The following is a 17,453-nucleotide window of genomic DNA, read 5'->3' on the forward strand; positions in this document are numbered from 1 at the left end:
TCATCGTCGTCCGGTCTGACGCGCCCGGACTTCTAGGCACCCTTGAAGCCGCCGGCTTTGGCCCGCGCCAGGGCGGCGGCGCGATCCGCCGGCGTATCGATCGTCCCCTGGGTCAGGTCGTTCAGCCCGGTGAGCCGGCGTTCGCCGCCGAACCCCACCAGGATCACGGTCTTGCGCTGGCCCGGTTCGAACCGCACCGCCGTTCCGGCCGGGATATCGAGGCGCAGGCCGAGCGCCGCTTCACGGTCGAAGTCGAGGGCGCGGTTGACCTCGAAGAAGTGGTAATGCGACCCGATCTGCACCGGACGGTCGCCGGTATTGACCACCTCGATAGTCGTGCGGGGACGCCCTGCGGACAGCTCAATCTCCCCCTCGGCGGGCAGGATCGCGCCGGGCTCCAGCGTATCGGCCGGCGCCCCTTCGGCGGGCCGGATCGGCTCGTGCACGGTGACGAGCTTGGTCCCGTCGGGGAACACGCCCTCGACCTGCAGGATCGGCAGCATGGCGGCGATGCCGGGCATGACGTCCCCGGTGGTCAGGATGGTCGAGCCCCACCCGATCAGATCGGCGACGCTGCGCCCGTCGCGGGCGCCTTCGAGGATCTCGTCGGTGATGATGGCGACGGCCTCCGGATAATTGAGCTTGAGGCCGCGCGCGCGACGCTTCCGTGCCAGTTCCGCCGCCGTGAAGATGGTCAGCCGTTCGAGTTCGGTCGGTGTCAGCAGCATGGGCAATCCTCAACGCATGACGCGGCAGAAGGAGGCGGGACTTCCGAGCCGCCATGCGGCAAGACGTGAATCAAGAAACCGCGGATCAAAAAACCGCGGGCCGGCAAACCACAGATCGATCGGGGCGCTGCGGGCCCGAAGGTGACAATCGGGGGCCGCCTTCCGGAACCGCACCTCAATTCGCGAACAAGCGCAGATCGGCCCGCGCATGGCGCATGGTGGCGATCTCGATCAGCGGTGTGAAGGCAACGAGCATGATGTCCGGGCTTTCCCTGTCGTCCCGGGCCGCCCCCTGCATAGGTTGGGCCGCAATCTCCGCCAGAACCGGCATCAGGGCGGTCAGGATGCGCTGAGCCTCGATGGCGCCGACCAGCCCGAGCCTGACGGACGCGGTGACGAGGGCAGTGGCACATTGATAGCCGGCGATCTCGGTGATCGCCGTTTCGTCCAGACCGAGGGATCGCCACAGCGCGCCCTGCATCACCGCCAGATGCCCGAGAAGGCGGCCGTCGCGCACGGCGCGTTGCAATCCGTCGGCCCCCGCCGTCCCGATGCGGGTATGGGCGGCGAGCAGCGCACCACCGTTGCGGCGGCTGCCCGTGCGCATCGGCTCGGGCAGGCAGGCCGCCTCCATGGCGGCATCGATCTGGGCGAGCCGCGCGAGATCCCCCGCCGCCCGGTGCGCCAGAACCAAGGCGACCCGGTCGCTGCCGGCCCAGCGGTGACGTAGAACGGCCTCGACCGCATGGCCCAGTTCGGCCCCGCCGAGGCCGTCGAGTAGCGCCGCAAGCCCCTCGATCCCATTCGAGAAAGCGAAGCTGCCGCTTGGAAAGGCCGAATCCGCCTGCTGCAGGGCAATGAGCCGCTGCAGCATCAGGCGGCCTCGTTCCGAGCGTCGAGTCCATGCGTCACGCGTCCGCCAGAGACGAGATCGCCGAGGCGCGCCAGATAATCTTCCGGAGGACCTTCGAGCGCGACGAGAAGATCGTCACCATCGAACCGGACGCGCCAATGCAGGTTGCCGGCGTGGTAGCCAAGTTCGAGGGCGGCGATCTTGTCCCTGGGCGCGAGCCGAAGCCAGCGTTCCGCCCCGACCCGCACCACCACGGCGCGGTCCGCATCCAGGATCAGAACGGCGCCGTCGAACAGGGTTTCCTCGCGGGGCAGGGCGATGGCGATCTCCTCACCGCCCCTCGTCGTCGCCCGTAACCGCCGCCGGGCCATGTCGGCGCTGTCGATCGCCAGGATGTCGACGGCATGGCGGTGATCGAGATGATGCAGGCGGTGCGCGATCTCTGGATCGAGCCTGCTGCCTACGATACGGTCGATGACGCGCATTCGGTATCCGCTTCCCCGCAAGGTCCGGGAGACGAGATCAGGCTCAGTCGTTCCGGGCCGCCAGCTTTCGGGCGAACGTATATCGAAACGCGTCCACTGCAATCGCTTGCAGCCATCTTTCCCCATTCAGGCGGTAAGACGCAGGACGGGCCCTGATGCCGGGGCGAACTCGTGGCGCTACGGCGCCGCTGCCCCCGCGGTCAGGGGAGGGCGGTAGAAGGCTCCGATTTCGCGGATCAGATCGCGCCGCTGCTCCTCCACCAGATCCGCGAGGATGTCATCGTGATCCCGGCTGATGACCGAGAGCAGACGCACATTCGGATACTTGCCTTCGAAAACAACGAACACTTCCGCCTCCCCAGAAGGGTCGAGGGGATCGAGGCAGTAATGGTTAGCCATACCGAAACTCCGAGCCATCGCGACAAGAACTGGATTTCATCGAAACCCTTCCGACAAGGCGGCAACCAAACAATCACTCGTTGTTTCTAATCTTCCGAAACCTGTATCTCTCGGAAAATGACCTGTTCGGCCACTCAGCATTTCCAAGTTGCACATAGCGATGAAGACGATCACGCCCATGCCTTGGGGACATCGGCCTCGAATCGGCTGCTCCGATTGCCTCCACGGCTATCACGCAAAAGTAATGGCCGCTACCAAAATGGGTCCAAAAGCAGCAATTCCACAGTATTCACATATTTTGGAAAGAGAATGGTACCCTTGACTGGTACCAAAACGGGAGATGCCCGTCGGTCCGGCCGTTGCCTTCGTCCTTATGTGCGCAGGCGCAGCCGGTAGGCGTAGGCATCGCCGCGGAAGAGCCCTTCGACATACTCGATCAAGCGGGAATCGGTGCCGTAGGAGCGGCGCTTGATCAGCAGGCAGGGAAGCGGCTCGGAAAAGCCGAAGATCGCGCATTCCTGCGCCTCGGGGGAGGCGGCCTCGATGGTCTGCTCGCAATCGACCAGGGGAACGCCGCACTCGGCGAGACGGGCATAGATGGACCCCGACAGGTCGACCTCGGCGAGGCCGGGCGCGAGACCGAGATCGTACCAGGCCTTCTCCACGGAGAGGGGAATGCCGTCCCCCATGCGCACACGCACGAGTCGGAGGAACCGGGCGGTGGACGAGAGACCGAAGATCGAGGCGATGGAGCGGTCCTCGCCGATCGTCCGTTCGAGAATGCGGGAGGAGGGGACGCGACCCAACTCGTGCATCTCCTCGGTGAAGCCCTTGAGACGCTCCATCCCGGGCTTGATGCGCCGGAAGCCGTCTTCCACGATGTAGCCGTTGCGGCCATGCGCGCTCACCAGCCGCTGCTGGCGCAGAGCGTCGTAGCATTGCTGGACGGTCTTCCTGCTGATGCCGAGATCCTGCGCAAGCTTCCGTTCGGCTGGCAGCGTGGCTCCGGGACCAAGAACACCGTCCGTAATCATGGCCCGGAACTGATGCTCCAGCTGCCGATACATCGGAAGAGCCGTGTCGTTCTGGATGCGGAGGTTCGCGAAAACGCTTGGTGTTTTGGTCAATGCGGCGGCATCGTGCGAAGAGCGTGCGGGCAGCGTGTCACTGTCCCTTCCTTACAGGATCTTGCGGCGGGCTCGCTACATGGGAAGCGCCTTCGTGCTCGGGAGTTTCGTCGCGGCCGGCACGTTCCGGGTCGACCGGCTTCCCCATCCCGGCGAATCCCTCCTGGCCTCCGCCGTCGCCTGGGAGCCAGGAGGCAAGGGGTTCAATGTCGCCGCCGGCCTGCGCAGGCTCGGTGTGGAGGTCGATGGGCTGATCCCGGTGGGTACGGACCATCTCGCGGCGCTGGCGGATCCCGCGCTTCGGCGGATGGGCCTGCCCGCCGCCATGATACGGCACCATCCAGGCTCCACCGGCATCGGCGTCGGTTTCGTCGGGGCCGATGGCGAGAATTGCCTCGCAGTCCATCCCGGCGCCAACCTGCTCCTGTCGCGGGAGACCGTGCGCTCGGCGGCGGCGAGCCTCACCTCCTCCGCGATGGTGATCGCGCAGTTCGAGATCGGCGACGACGCCATCGCCGAAGCCTTCGCGACGGCGCGCGTGGCCGGCGTCCCGACCCTGCTCAATCCGTCGCCGTTCCGGATGACGCAGCCGGAGATCTTGTCGGGGATTCTGGCATCCACCACGATCCTCGTGGTGAACCAGACCGAGGCGGAGGCTCTCCTCGGATTCCTGTACCCTGGGCGGGCCGGCGGCAACGACCTGCGCGCCGTGGCCGGGAAGCTCGCGGAGGCGCTGCATGCACGCGGCGTGGAGGCACTGGTGATCACCTTCGGCGCGGCCGGCGCGCGGATCGTCCTCGGCGGCTCGACCGTCCTGGACCAGCCGGCCTTCCCGGTGACTGCGATCGACACGATCGGTGCCGGCGACGCCTTCATCGCAGGCCTGGCGGCGGGCCTCCTGACGGGCAGATCCTGGAGTGAGTGCGGACGGATGGCAGCCGCCTGCGGCGCCCTCGCGGTGACACGAAGCGGCGTCCTCGACGCACTGCCGGATCCAGGTGAGGTGGCGGAATTCCTCTGCGCCTACCCGCCCCCGATGGAGGCCCCATGACCCGGCCGGGTTGGGGATGGCGGCCCGCCTCAGCGATATGTGCCGCTGACTTCGTCGAACGCGTAGGTCCGGGCATCCCGGCCCGTCGCAGGGCGCACCTTTCCATCCTCGCCACGGACCGTGCCGGTGAGGGTCACCCGGATGGGAGGCCATGCGAGGGGCTTGAACGAATCCTCCGCTAGGATCTCGAGCTGACCCAGGCTCTTGCCCATCCCGCAGGGTTGCCCGTCATCGGAATCACAGGCGGCGGTGTCGTCGGACCCGGCGGGGACCTCGCCGACCACCCTCCAGCGAAGCGGCACCTTGCTGAAATGCAGCAGGAGGAAGCTGAGGCTGTGCGCGCCCGCCGCTCCATAGGATGTCAGGCGCAGGCCCATCACCAGACGAATCCGGTTCACCGGCCTCGTCACGGCGCCGAGCGCCTCATCCACTTGAGGAGCGTCCCCGTTGCGGTTGCCGGTCCCGATCTGCCCGATATCGGCCTGCACGCCCTTGAGGCGCCAGTGCATTTCCTCCAGGGCGAAGGTTGCGGCGGCGATAGTCCGCCGGTTGGGCGTCTCTGCATTTTCCCCTGGCGCCGCCATCGTCGCAAAGCCTGTGAACCAAGTTCCGGTCGGGGTGGAGATCGTTGTCCCGTACCAGAACTCCGCCGGGCGGCCGTCCTTCATCCGGCAGGTTCCGGTCTCGGCGCGCGCTGGAATCCCGCAGATCGCCGCCAGAACGGTCTCCTTCGGCGGCTGAACGACGTCCGGATCGGCCGAGGCGGGCGAGAGCCCGCCGACTACCGAACCGGCAAGGACCAGCATCGCCCACACGCTCACGCGCCTCGAACACCTATGACGATCACTGGATCTCTTCAGGGGGCCAGACCGGGGATGGCCCCCACGGGGCCGATACGGGATGGAACACATGGACGGTGAAGCCTCGCCGGCATCCGGCATGCCGGACAGTGAGAGATCGGCCCCAGACGGCAATGCCCGAGCACCCGCCCCGGCAATCCGGATCATTCGAACACACCGGCATTGGCCGCCTTCGCAGCAGCGGCGGAGCGGGAGGTGACGTCGAGGGCCCGCAGAAGCGCCGAGACGTGGATCCGGACCGTGAACGGGGAGATGTCCAGTTCCCGGGCGATCTCCTTGTTGGTGTGCCCCATGGCGACGAGGCGCAGGACGTCACGCTGGCGCTGCGTGAGCGGCGGAAGGGTGAGGCGCGGGGTGGTGAGGCCCGAGGCGGTGCTTCGCCTCATCACGCTCTCGCCATCGCGCAGCGCCGCGATCGCCTGCGAGATCTCCTTCGCGGGCAGGGATTTCCCGATGAACCCGTCGGCGCCCTCGGCCAAGACGGCGCGGATCACGGCTTCGTCCTCGATCCTCGAGACGACGATGATCGAGGCCTTCCGGAATTCCTCACGCAGCGCACCGATGGAGCGATGGGGATCGATCCCGGGAAAATCCGGATCGAGGAGAAAGGTCTGCGGTGGCGGCCCGGCGCGCGACAGTGCCAGAACCTGCTCCATCGAGGCGGCTTCTCGAACGAGGGCTTCCGGGTAGAGCCGTTCGGCGATGTGGATCATCCCCGCGCGGAACAGCGGATGGTCATCGGCGACGATGATCGTCTCTTTCAACGTCCCGATCACTCCACTTCCGACCAGGGCATCGGATTCATCCCGCATGGAACCGAGCTGGTGGCTTACTGCCGGGACAGAGACAGGAAAGGTCAAGGCGGACGCCATAGGTCATGTGTACTAGTAGACCGATTTTTAACAGGTGCATAGAAGCTTGACCGATTAAGAAACGAGAAATTGCCAGGATTTTTTAGAATAATTTTAATATTTAATGTACGGAATAATATTTATTAATAAAAATGTCGACTTATACTAGGAGTTTCAATTATTTTAGCCAGAATATGGAGCTGGAAAGATGTCTAATACTGAGCATCAAACGCAAGCTCAGGACAGGAGCGCCGATCTCAAAGCGGCTCCTGCGGGACCGGTTCAGGCAAAGCCGGCCGTTTCACCGAGCATCATCGCCCTGGCGGGTGGCATCGTGGCGGCGGGCGCTATCGCGGCCTTCCTGCTCATGGGTGGCGGAGAGATGGCGGGGACGGCCGAACGCCCGGCCCTGAACCTCGTCAAGACGAGCGAGATCGACAAGGCCGCCGAGACCCTGGTGCCGGAGGAGAAGGAGAAGCTCGTCACGCAGGCCAAGGCCTGCACCGCGCCGCTCGGCAACATGCGCCTGTCGAAGATGACGGCGAATGCCGGCGGCGTAGTGCGTATCCGGGCGGGCAACTACCTCTCGCCGGCCTTCAACGTCGCCGAAGGGCCGATCAACATCGCGGTCCCGTTCCCCGCCCCCTACGAGGTCGGCAGGGGAGAGATCGTCGTCGAGGGCGCGGCCAAGGACGTCTTCTTCGAGCTGACGCCGGGCCTGAAGATCGACACGACGGGCGGCGTCCAGCGGATCCCCGTCATCTGGAACACCAGCAAGCCCTGCGGAGGCTGACCGATGTCGAAATCCGCCATCATCCCGTTCGTCATCTCGGGACTTCTCGTCGCGATCCTGACGCCTTTGCTGATGAGCACGGAATACGGGCCGGTGGCATGGTGGAACGCCGCCGGAAGCGAGTTGCGGTGGCAAGCCGCCATCGGGTCGGCCGCCGCCCTCTTCGCCGCCCTCGGCCTCGTGGTGACGGCCACGGCCGCGCGGCGGGCCGAGGCGGGCCTGGGGCAACCGGCCGGGGGCTTGAGCCTGCCGCGCCTGCTCTTCGCCCCGCGCCGCATCGTCGAGTCGCGGTCCCCCGACGAGGTCATCGCCACGCTTGAGGGCATGGTCGGCCTCGCGCCGGTCAAGCGCGAGGTCAACGCCCTCATCGCCCGGCTCGAACTGGAGCAGCGCCGCCGCGCGGAAGGCCTCCCGGTCTCGGCGATCAGCCAGCACATGATCTTTACCGGCCCGCCCGGCGTCGGCAAGACCGAGGTGGCGCGGGCGATCGGCGAAATCTTCCGCGCCCTGAACGTCCTGCGCCGAGGCCATCTCGTGGAGGTCGACCGCGCCGGGCTGGTGGCGGGCTATGTCGGGCAGACCGCCGCCAAGACCCTGGAGAAGTGCCAGGAGGCCCTCGACGGGGTGCTCTTCATCGACGAGGCCTACACCCTCGCGGGCGGGTCCGGCGGCGGCGATTTCGGCAAGGAGGCGATCGACACCCTGCTGAAGTTCATGGAGGACAACCGCGACCGGATCATCGTGATCGTGGCCGGCTACACCAACGACATGCGCCGGTTCATCGACACCAATCCGGGGCTCGCCGGCCGCTTCACCAAGACCATCGAGTTCCCGCCCTACAAGCCGAAGGAGCTGTGCGAGATCCTCCGGCGCATGGCCGCCCGCCAGCAATTCACGCTGCCCGAGGGGTTCGAGGCGGCGCTGACCCCATGGCTCGCCCAGCGTTCCCGCTCCGACGACTGGTCGAACGCCCGCGAGATGCGCACCCTCCTGGAGAAGGCCCGCGAAGCGCAGGCCGCCCGCGTCGCCCTGGAGGGCGGCGACATGCGCCGCTTGGAGATCGTCGACCTGCTCTTCGCGATCGGCGAGGACGCCTGAGGGCCAGCGCCCCTTCCGGACCGCGACACGCACCGCGCCCGACCCGCATCAAGGCACGTCACATCCATGGAACGCCTCGACAAGCATCCCGCCGCCCTCTTCCTGGCCATCGTGCTCGGCGCGACCGCCCTGGTGGTCGCCCTGCGGCCGGACGTGCTCGCCCCCCTGGCGGCGACACCCTCGGCCCTGCTGCGCAACGTCCTGATCCTCGGGGGAATCGTCGGCAGCCTGCTCGCCGCCACCTACATTCCGGCCCGGATCGCCGGCATGCGGCGCGCGATGGATCAGGAGAGGGCGAACCGGAAGATCCGTCCGATCCAGTTCGAGGATGACGGTGCGGCGGTGGAGAAGAAGGACCTCCTCGCCACGGCGCTGGCGACCCTGGACGACATGGTCGGCCTCGCGCCGGTGAAGGCGGAGGTGAAGGGCGTCATCGCCCGGATGCAGGTGGAGCAGCAGCGCCGCGCCCAGAACCTGCCCGTGGCGGCCATGAGCCAGCACATGGTCTTCACCGGCCCTCCCGGCGTCGGCAAGACCGAGGTGGCGCGGGTGCTCGGCAGCGTCTTCAAGGCGCTGAAGGTGCTGCGCAAGGGACATCTCGTCGAGGTCGACCGGGCCGGGCTGGTGGCGGGCTATGCCGGCCAGACCGCGATCAAGACCCTGGAGCGTTGCAAGGAGGCCCTCGACGGCATCCTGTTCATCGATGAGGCCTATGCGCTGGCACCCGGCGGGTCAGGCGGCGGCGATTTCGGCAAGGAGGCGATCGATACCCTGCTGAAGTTCATGGAGGACAACCGCGACCGGATCATCGTGATCGTGGCCGGCTACACCAACGACATGCGCCGGTTCATGGACACCAATCCGGGTCTCGCCAGCCGCTTCACCAAGACGATCGAGTTCCCGCCCTACAGCCCGCCGGAACTCGCCGAGATCCTGCAGCGCATGGCGGCCAACCAGGGCTTCGTCCTGCCGGAGGGCTTCCAGAAGGAGCTGATCCCCTATGTGAGCGCCCGCTCCCGCGCCGAGGATTGGGCCAATGCCCGCGAGATGCGCACGGTGCTGGAGAAGGCCCGACAGGCCCAGGCGATGCGGCTCTCCGCCCATCCCGGCGGCGACATCAACCGGTTCGAACCCTCGGACATCGCCGCCGCCCTCGGCAGCCAGGGCGCCGGCGCGATCGACATGGAGGAGGCGCGCAGGGTCATCGGCCGCCTCGAGGCGATGATCGGGCTCGCCCCGGTCAAGCAGCAGGTGAAGACCGTGGTGGCGCGGGTCCTGGTGGATGCCAAGCGGCGCGCGGAGGGCATCGAGGTCGGCGCGGTGAGCCAGCACATGGTGTTCACCGGTCCACCCGGCGTCGGCAAGACCGAGGTTGCGCGCATCATGGGCGACATCTTCAAGGCTTTGGGCGTCCTGCGGAAGGGCCATGTGGTGGAGGTCGACCGCGCCGGCCTGGTGGCGGGCTATGTCGGGCAGACCGCGGCGCGGACCCTGGAGCGCTGCAAGGAGGCCCTGGACGGCATCCTGTTCATCGACGAGGCCTACACGCTGGCCGCAGGCGGCGGTGGTGGCGGCAGCGATTTCGGCAAGGAGGCGATCGACACCCTGCTGAAGTTCATGGAGGACAACCGCGACCGGATCATCGTCATCGTGGCCGGCTACACCGAGGACATGGGCCGGTTCATCGAGACCAATCCGGGGCTCGCCGGCCGCTTCACCAAGACGATCGAGTTCCCGGCCTACGATCCCTACGACCTCCTCGAGATCCTGCGCCTGATGGCGACCCGGCAATCGTTCCGGCTGCCGGCCCGGTTCGAGACCGTGCTGCTCCCGTGGATCGAGCGGCGCGCGCAAGGCCGCGACTGGGCGAACGCGCGCGAGATGCGCACGCTCCTCGAACGCCTGCGCGAGGCCCAGGCCCTGCGGCTCTCGGCCGATCCGCTCGGCGATCACGGCCAGTTCGAACTCGTCGACGTCGAGCGCGCCATCGGGGGCGCGGCGCCCTCCGCCACGGCGTCGTGACCGCATGGGAGCCGGCACGATGACCCCGCGCGCCGCCGTCCATGGCAGCCTGTGGTACGGGGATCCCTGGTACCGGCTGGCCTGGCTCGCCCTGCCGCAGGCCGGCACCGTCCTGCTCGCCAACCTGCTCTTCGCCCTCGTGGCGCAGGGCGAATGGGGTCGGCCCGCCACCGGGTCCCGGCAGCGCGCCGCCGAACTCGAAATCCTGCGCGACCGCGCGGGCGGGGAGGGCGACGCCGCCGCGCTGAACCAGCTCGCGGCCGGAGCCAAGGCGGGGGAGATCGACGCTCAGACCCGGCTGGCGACCCTCTACGATCCCCTCATCGCCGGACGATTCCCGCGCAAGACCGTGCCGAGCGATCGTGGGCGCGCAACCGAGCTCTACCGCGCCGGCAGCGAGGCCGGAGACCTCGTGGCCACGGCGCGCCTCGCCGACCTGCTGCTCGAGGATTTCAACCCAGGCGACGACCGGACACGGGGATGCCGCCTGGCCAAGGCCTGGCTCGACCATCCGGCGACGACGCGGGACATGCTCCGTGGGGAGGAGCGCCTGGCCGAGAAGCTCGCCCGCTGCCTCGTCGATGCCGAGAGCGGCATTCCCCAGGATCCGCGGCGGGCCGGCGACCTCATCGTCGACACACTCCGGCTGAAATACGAACCGTCGATCCGCGCCTATGTGCGCGGCCTTGGGCTGCACAAGCCCGCGCTGATCCGCGCGCTGCAGGAGGCGATGGCGGCGCGGACCGTCGGCCGCTACACCGGTCCGGTAGACGGGCTCGTCCACCCCGAGACGATCGCGGCGTTGGAACGGGAGGCGGGCCTGCGCCCGTTCCTGCCGGAGCCCGCCCCGGAGCGCCGCGCCGAGACCGGCACCGGCCTGACGGCGGAGGAGTTCCGCAGCCTCGCCCAGGCGGCGACCCGGGATCTCGCCGCCCTGGCGCGGGTCCAGGCCATCGCCGACCGGGGGGATGCCACCGCGCTGGCGACCCTCGGCTACCTCTACAGCCCGTTCCTCAACAAGGGCGAGGTCTTCGCGCCGGACGCCCGGCAGTCCGCCGCCAATTTCGAGCGGGCCGCAGCGGCCGGCGCCCGCGACGCCGCCGCCCAGGCGGCGGGTCTCTACGACAAGGGCGCGGGCGCCCTGGAGAAGGACCCGGACCGGGCGGCCTCCCTCATCCTTCGCCAGCTCGAGCTCGATCCGGGCTACCAGGTCTTTCTGACGGACCCGGTCTTCGGCGCGACCTGGAGCCCCGCCTTCTGGGGAGCGCTCCAGCGGGCGCTGGCGGCGCGAGGCATCTACACCAACCCGGTCGAGAACCGCCGCAACGACGCGGTCATCGCCGCGATCCGACGCTTCGCCCAGGCGAACGGGACGGCCCGGAGCCCATCGAGACCATGAGCAACGCGCGAGACGAGTGGCTGCGCGCGCACGCGGCCCTATGGTACGGCGATGCCCGCTACCGCTTGGCCTGGTTCGGCCTGCCACAGGTGGTGACGCTGGGGCTGGCGGGGCTGTGCCTGTCCCTGGCCGCACAGGGGGAATGGGGCCAGCCGGCCACCGCCTCGAAGGCGCGGGTGGCCGAGCTGACGACCTTGCGCGACCGGGCCGGCAAGGAGGGCGACCTCAAGGCGTTCCAGGAACTCACCGCCGCGGCCACGCGCAACCAGATCGACGCCGCGACCAAGCTCGGCACGCTCTACGACCCGCTGACCGCCGCCTATTTCCCGAAGAAGCCGTCGCCCAACGACTTCTCCCGGGCCGCCGCCCTCTATGCTCCCGGCGCCGCGGCGGGCGACCTCCTGGCGATCACGCGCCTGGCCGACGTGCTCCTCGACCCCGCCAACCCCAACGGCGATCTCAAGCGGGGCTGCCGCCTCGCCCAGACCTGGATGGACGACCCGGAGACGCTCAACCGCACGATCTCCGGCGAGGAGCGCGTCACCGTCAAGCTCGCCAAATGCTATGTCGAGCCCGAGAGCGGCCTGCCGCAGGATCCCGTCAGGGCGGGCGAGCTGGTGACCGCCGTGCTGTGGCGCAAGCACCAGCCGACCATCGACGCCTTCGTCAACAATCTCGGCATGCAGAGCCCGGCCCTGGTGGCGGGGATCCAGCGCCATCTCGCCAAGTCCGGGCGCTATATCGGCCTCGTGGACGGGCGCGCCAATCCCGCCATCGTCACCGCCCTCCAGGTGGAGGCCGGGATCCGGAACACCGTCGCGGCCCCGCGGCCCGAGCCGCGCAAGGTGGCGCCGAGCGGGCCGGACCCGGAAGTCACGGCCCTGGCGGGCGCCGCCATGGCGGGAGACCGGGGCAAGATGGCTCAGCTCAAGAGCTGGGCCGATTCCGGCGACGCGGACGCGCAGATCGCCTATGCGCGCCTGTTCAACCCGGTGCGGAACAAGGGGCAGGTCTTCGCGCCGGATGCGCAGGTCGCCGTCGCGTATTACGAGCGAGCAGCCGCCGCCGGCAACGTCATGGCGGCGGGGGAGGCCGCCTCGATCTACGATCAAGGCTGGGGCAACGTCGCCAAGGATCCGAAGAAGGCGGCCGCCCTCGCCCTGCGCGGCGTCGACCTCAAGGACGACCAAGTCACCTTCTGGCTGCTGTTCGAGGAAGCAGGCAGTTGGAGCGGCCCGTTCTGGGGCGCCCTCCAGGCCGAATTGACCGCCCGCGGCTTCTACACGCTCCCCGTCGAGAACAAGCGCAACCCCGCCGTCATCACGGCCCTGCGCGCCTACATGAAGGCGAAGTCGTGAGCGGGACCGACCGGCTCGGCGCGCACGCGGCGCTCTGGTACGCGGATGCGCGCTACCGTTCCGCCTGGCTCGTCCTGCCCCAGGCCGCCATCGCCCTCGTGGCCGGCCTCGCGCTGCTCTTGCTGAAACCCACGGCGGATTGGGGCAAACCCGCCGACAGCAAGGACAGCGAGAAGATCTATCTCGACCTCCTCGACAAGGCCGGCAAGGATGGCGACAAGGCCGCCTTCGAGAAACTGAAGGCCGCGGCGGATGCCGGCGACATCTCCGCCCGCTCCTTCATGGGCGCCCTCCACAATCCCGAATGGGCCGGGATCTACGTCAAGAACCCCGTCAAGCCCGATGCCGCCACCGCCCTGAGCTATTATCAGAAGCCCGCCGACCTCGGTTATCCGGGCGCCCAGCGGGGCATGACCGATCTCCTGCTCAACCGCGGGCGCGGCCAGTACGATCTCAAGCGCGGCTGTCGCTACGGGCTCGCCTTTCAGGCGAACCCGGTCGCGATCCGGAACAACTATCTGAACTCCTGGTCGACACTCTTCTGGATCGCCGGCTGCTACGCCGACGCGGAGAGCGGCGTGCCGAAAGACCCTCAGAAGGCCGCCGACATTTACATGGACACGGTGGCGGCCAGGCTGCCGCTGGCCATAGGCACCTTTACCGACGATCTCGGCCGCCAGCCCCCCGATCTCGTGGCCGCGATCCAGCGCAATCTCACCCGGCGCGGCTTCTATTCCGGGCCGGCCGACGGGGCGGCGACGCCTCAGACCCAGGCGGCCATCCGTGCCCTGTCCGGCACCGCCGCCGCTCCGCAGGCTCGGCCCACCGATCCGGGCCAGCCGCCGCCCCAGGCGCGCCCCGCAGCGTCGGCGCCGAGCACCGACGAGATGATGGCGCTCTTCAAGAGCGCGACCACCGACGCCGCCGCCGAGGGGAAGCTTCGTGGCTTGGCGGAGAGCGGTGTGTCGGTGGCGCAGTATCTCTACGCGCTCCTCCTGTCGCCGGCCAACACCAACAAGCAGCGGATCACCGCACCCGACGCCGCCCTGGCGAGCCGGTATCTCGAACGCCTCATAACCGAGCGGTCCTTCGCGCCCGCGGCCGCAGCGGCGGCCTTCCTCTACGATATCGGCGGCGCCAATCTCCCTCGCGCGTCCGGAAAGGCGGCGGACATGGCGATCCGCGCCCTCGAATTGAAATCCACGGACATCATTCAGAATCTCAGCGAGGACCGGTGGGGCGCCGGCTTCTGGGCGGCGCTGCAGCAGCGACTGGCCGACCGAAATCTCTATCACGGCCGTATCGTCGATCAGCGCAACGACCGGACCATCCAGGCGGCGCGCCGCCTCCTCGGCAACCCTTAGGAGATGCCCGTGGCGGCGGATCGCGGTTCGAATTCCCTGGCGTACCCGGCGCGGCTGGCCCGGTGCTGCCTCGCCCTCCTGGCGGGGATCGTCGGGCTCGGCCTCGTCCTGCCCGGCGCCGCCGAGGCGCAGATCAAGGTCCGCAAGGCCGATTGCTACGTCGAGGCCGATGGCAGGATCGCCATCAACGGCGTCTGCGAGTTCCTGACCGACGCGCGCAGCTACGGGACGGGCGGGTTCCGTCTCGCCAGTTACGAGAACGGCTACCTCCGCTACGGGGTGGTGGTGGCGGTGACGAGCCCCGGAAGCGGCACGGCGACATGGAACGAGACGCCCGGCGGCAAGCCCGACGAGGGCCCCTCCGAGGCCGTCACCTCCGGCGGGGCCTGCTGGACGGGGCCACGCACCCGGACCTGCGCCTGGAAGATCGGCGAGGGCCGTCCCGGTTTCGCCGGGGGCGGCGTCGCGCCGGCACCCGGGATCGGCGCGCCCCGCACCGCCGATTGCCTCATCGAGGTCGGGGGCGCGGCGCGGATCGACGGCCCCTGCCAGTTCCGGGCGGATGCCGGACAGGACGGGGCGGGCGGATTCGAGGTCCGGTCCTATGCCAGGGGAGGGCTGGACTTCATCGCGCGGCTCACCCGCGATCCACGGGAGCCGCAGAAGGCCACCGCCTCGTGGAACGAGCGCCCCGGCGCACCGCAGGCGACGGCTCCCCTCGGCACCCTGGCGCCCAAGGGGCCGTGCTGGGAGGGTGCGGGCGCGCGTCTCTGTGTCTGGCAGGCCGGACAGTCTCGCGGCCCGTCGGACCGGCCCGCCGCCGGTACCGATCCGGGCCGCGCCCCGCCGACCGAGACCGCGCGCCCGGCCTCGCCGCCCGTGCCCCGGGACAATGCGGGGACGGGGGCGGAGACGGGGGAGACACCGCCGGGGATGGTCCTGAAGTTGACCTTCAAGGGCCGCTGCGAATCGCTGGTGATCGATGGCGAGGACATCACCGCGTCCTGCGCCCCCACCGCCAGGAATTCCTCCACCACCGGGTCGGCGCGTGCCGAGTTCGTGTTCGGAACCTCCGACGACCGGGAGGTCAGCTTCCTCGCATCGGCGAAGGGATGGGTCGAGAGCGGCACCCTGCGTCAGCCCATCGACGAAGTGATGTACGAGGAGCGCGGCCAGAGCCTCCTCGTGAAGGCCAAGGGCGTCTGCGAGATGCCCAACCCCATGGGCGGCCCCGTGGTGATCACGTGCAGCGCCCAGACGTCCAACAGCACCTACACCGTCCGCTTCCGCACGGATGGCGGCAAGCCGGTCCTGGAGCGGTCCAGCCCCGGCTGAGCGCCCGCCACGACTCGCCCGTTCCATCCCGAAGCCGAGGAGAAGCCCATGACACACCGCCTCCCGAACGCGGCCCTCCGGTCCACCGCGCCGCTGCGATGCTCGGATTTCCGATCCTTGACCCTCCGATCCTTGGCGCTCGCCGGCCTCCTCGGGCATGGCCTCGTGCTGCCGGCGCTCGCGGAGACGGAGAACAAGACCGCCCGTCCGGGCCAGCGGATCTTCCTCCAGGGCTTCACCCATTATTTTCCCCAGCAAGGGTGCCGTTCCAAGGCGGCCTTGATCAGCCTCGTCTCACCGCCGCGCGGCGGGCGCGTCGAAACCCGGCGGGAGCTGAGAGTACTCGGCAGCAAGATCGACGAGCGAGGCGCCACAATTCCGCAGGTGGATGGCTGCGAGGACGTGAAGAAGGATTCGATGTCGATCTTCTACACCGCCCGGCCCGATTTTTCCGGTCTCGATACCCTGTCCGTCGCCGTGACCTTCGGCGACGGGACGACGGTGCCCTACACCTTCCGGATCAAGGTGCCGGAGGGCGAACGCCGCCAGGCTCCCGCAGTCTCGCAGGCGCCGGCCCCGCGCGGCAACGGCGCGGGCCAGGCCGCCGGGACCACCGCGACGGCACCGGCGGCGCGGGCCGCCAGCACCGGCGACTTCCTGCGCGACACGGTCCGAGAGGCGACGCCCGCTACCCGGCAGGCCCCGGAATCTCCCCCTGCGAAGGCGGCGAATGCGCCGGGCGCCACCGCCGCCGCGCCTCCCGCCCGCGTCGAAGCCCCGCCGCCCGCCCGCGTCGAAGCCCCGGCGTCTCCGCCCGCCCCGCGGGAAATGGCGCCCGCGCCCCGGCCCCGTCCGGCTCCCATGCCTCAGCTGTGAGGTGTCCCGTCTCGGAATCCGGTGGTCCGCGCGAGCGCTGCCGCAGCACCGCCGCCGATGACCTGCCGAGCGGTGCAGTGAGGCGATGACGCAGCTTCTCATCGGGGCGATCCTCGCCCTCGGCGCGATCCTCTATGTCGCACGCGTGCGACAGATGCTGAATGCCGCCACGCGCGCGCATTTTCCGCGACGAATCCTGCTGGTCTACATCCTCGTCCAGACACTGATCTTCGGGGCCGTCCTTGCAGGCGGCATCTGGCTGGTGTCGTGGCTGATGCGCTGACGGGGGGATGACCGGCAGCGCCTTGCGGAGCGGGATGATTGCTTAGAACCGGGCACCATGCCGTCCGGCTCCGACGGCCCCTCAGAGCCGGCTTCACACCGGTCAAATCATGGCTGTTCTTGTCTGGAGAACTGAAGGTTCCGATGAATCGCACATTCGCCTTTCCCGTCGCCGTGATGGTCAGCCTGCTCGGCAGCATCGTCGTCGAGCCGTCCTACGCCGCCGGCATGAATACGCAGACATATTCCCCGGACTACGATAAATGCATGGACAAATCCGGTGGCGTCACAGCCGAGATGCTGGATTGTGCGTCCGCTGAACTGTCGCTGCAGGACAAGAAGCTGAACGCCGCCTACCAGACGCTCATGCGCAAATCGACGGACGAGGAGAAGACCGCGCTCCGCGATTCTCAGCGGGGTTGGCTGGCCTACAGGACCGCCTCCTGCAAGCTGACGATGATCTTCGGAGGAGGTGGAACCATGGACCTGATCGCCGCCTCGAGCTGCAATCTCGATGAGACGGCGCGGCGGGTGTTCTTCCTGGAAAGCCTGCTCGCCGAGTAGGGCCGTCC

18 protein-coding genes are annotated in these 17,453 nt (G+C 68.6%); 11 read left to right on the plus strand and 7 right to left on the minus strand.

From position 1 onward, the window contains the following. Nucleotides 1-32: 32 nt before the first annotated feature. From AC0IXR_RS12335 to AC0IXR_RS12355, 5 genes are all read right to left on the minus strand, one after another. Nucleotides 33-728 carry an urease subunit beta gene (locus tag AC0IXR_RS12335; protein ID WP_471760887.1) on the minus strand — a complete coding sequence of 232 codons (696 nt, stop codon included), beginning with the start codon at nt 726-728 and terminating at the stop codon, nt 33-35. Nucleotides 729-903: 175 nt separating this feature from the next. Next, the gene (locus AC0IXR_RS12340) at nt 904-1,602 is read right to left on the minus strand and encodes an urease accessory protein UreF (protein ID WP_056426443.1); all 699 of its coding nucleotides are present in this window, start codon (nt 1,600-1,602) and stop codon (nt 904-906) included. Continuing rightward, nucleotides 1,602-2,066 (minus strand): urease accessory protein UreE, encoded by a 465-nt coding sequence (gene ureE, locus AC0IXR_RS12345; protein ID WP_056426440.1) that lies wholly within the window; start codon nt 2,064-2,066, stop codon nt 1,602-1,604. The genes AC0IXR_RS12340 and ureE overlap by 1 nt, the downstream gene beginning before the upstream one ends. A gap of 177 nt (nt 2,067-2,243) precedes the next feature. After that, nucleotides 2,244-2,465, minus strand: coding sequence for a hypothetical protein (locus AC0IXR_RS12350; RefSeq protein ID WP_056426438.1), 222 nt, complete (start codon nt 2,463-2,465; stop codon nt 2,244-2,246). Nucleotides 2,466-2,836: 371 nt separating this feature from the next. Then, entirely contained in the window at nt 2,837-3,532 is a 696-nt protein-coding gene (locus AC0IXR_RS12355; RefSeq protein ID WP_200919077.1) for a GntR family transcriptional regulator, read from the minus strand. 139 nt (nt 3,533-3,671) lie between these two features. Here AC0IXR_RS12355 and AC0IXR_RS12360 point away from each other — a divergent pair, with 139 nt between their 5' ends. After that, on the plus strand, nt 3,672-4,643 hold the full coding sequence (locus AC0IXR_RS12360) for a ribokinase (protein WP_461233291.1): 972 nt from the start codon (nt 3,672-3,674) through the stop codon (nt 4,641-4,643). Between the two features lie 29 nt (nt 4,644-4,672). Here AC0IXR_RS12360 and AC0IXR_RS12365 read toward each other — a convergent pair whose 3' ends face one another. Together AC0IXR_RS12365 and AC0IXR_RS12370 are read right to left on the minus strand one after the other, a co-directional pair. Next, entirely contained in the window at nt 4,673-5,464 is a 792-nt protein-coding gene (locus AC0IXR_RS12365; RefSeq protein WP_419952000.1) for a hypothetical protein, read from the minus strand. Nucleotides 5,465-5,646: 182 nt separating this feature from the next. Further along, nucleotides 5,647-6,315: a LuxR C-terminal-related transcriptional regulator gene (locus AC0IXR_RS12370; RefSeq protein WP_210348520.1), complete on the minus strand. Its 669-nt coding sequence runs from the start codon at nt 6,313-6,315 to the stop codon at nt 5,647-5,649. A 247-nt stretch (nt 6,316-6,562) separates the two neighbouring features. Between AC0IXR_RS12370 and AC0IXR_RS12375 the strand changes: the two genes are divergently transcribed. From AC0IXR_RS12375 to AC0IXR_RS12420, 10 genes are all read left to right on the plus strand, one after another. Beyond that, nucleotides 6,563-7,147, plus strand: a complete 585-nt coding sequence (locus AC0IXR_RS12375; protein WP_056426427.1) for a hypothetical protein — start codon at nt 6,563-6,565, stop codon at nt 7,145-7,147. 3 nt (nt 7,148-7,150) lie between these two features. After that, nucleotides 7,151-8,245: an AAA family ATPase gene (locus AC0IXR_RS12380; protein ID WP_311275539.1), complete on the plus strand. Its 1,095-nt coding sequence runs from the start codon at nt 7,151-7,153 to the stop codon at nt 8,243-8,245. A gap of 66 nt (nt 8,246-8,311) precedes the next feature. After that, nucleotides 8,312-10,267 carry an AAA family ATPase gene (locus AC0IXR_RS12385; RefSeq protein WP_471760888.1) on the plus strand — a complete coding sequence of 652 codons (1,956 nt, stop codon included), beginning with the start codon at nt 8,312-8,314 and terminating at the stop codon, nt 10,265-10,267. 19 nt (nt 10,268-10,286) lie between these two features. Beyond that, nucleotides 10,287-11,666 carry a hypothetical protein gene (locus tag AC0IXR_RS12390; RefSeq protein WP_471760889.1) on the plus strand — a complete coding sequence of 460 codons (1,380 nt, stop codon included), beginning with the start codon at nt 10,287-10,289 and terminating at the stop codon, nt 11,664-11,666. Continuing rightward, a complete protein-coding gene (locus tag AC0IXR_RS12395; protein ID WP_471760890.1) occupies nt 11,663-13,024 on the plus strand; it encodes a hypothetical protein in 1,362 nt (453 codons plus the stop codon). The genes AC0IXR_RS12390 and AC0IXR_RS12395 overlap by 4 nt, the downstream gene beginning before the upstream one ends. Beyond that, nucleotides 13,021-14,388 carry a peptidoglycan-binding protein gene (locus tag AC0IXR_RS12400; RefSeq protein WP_471760891.1) on the plus strand — a complete coding sequence of 456 codons (1,368 nt, stop codon included), beginning with the start codon at nt 13,021-13,023 and terminating at the stop codon, nt 14,386-14,388. The genes AC0IXR_RS12395 and AC0IXR_RS12400 overlap by 4 nt, the downstream gene beginning before the upstream one ends. Before the next feature lie 3 nt (nt 14,389-14,391). After that, complete coding sequence (locus tag AC0IXR_RS12405) at nt 14,392-15,723, plus strand: hypothetical protein (RefSeq protein WP_471760892.1); 1,332 nt, start codon at nt 14,392-14,394, stop codon at nt 15,721-15,723. Nucleotides 15,724-15,840: 117 nt separating this feature from the next. Further along, nucleotides 15,841-16,599, plus strand: coding sequence for a hypothetical protein (locus AC0IXR_RS12410; RefSeq protein WP_471760893.1), 759 nt, complete (start codon nt 15,841-15,843; stop codon nt 16,597-16,599). Nucleotides 16,600-16,684: 85 nt separating this feature from the next. After that, a complete protein-coding gene (locus AC0IXR_RS12415; protein WP_471760894.1) occupies nt 16,685-16,882 on the plus strand; it encodes a hypothetical protein in 198 nt (65 codons plus the stop codon). 143 nt (nt 16,883-17,025) lie between these two features. Then, nucleotides 17,026-17,445 carry a lysozyme inhibitor LprI family protein gene (locus AC0IXR_RS12420; RefSeq protein ID WP_207413736.1) on the plus strand — a complete coding sequence of 140 codons (420 nt, stop codon included), beginning with the start codon at nt 17,026-17,028 and terminating at the stop codon, nt 17,443-17,445. Nucleotides 17,446-17,453: the final 8 nt, after the last annotated feature.

Source organism: Methylobacterium sp. AC832, from assembly GCF_979256025.1.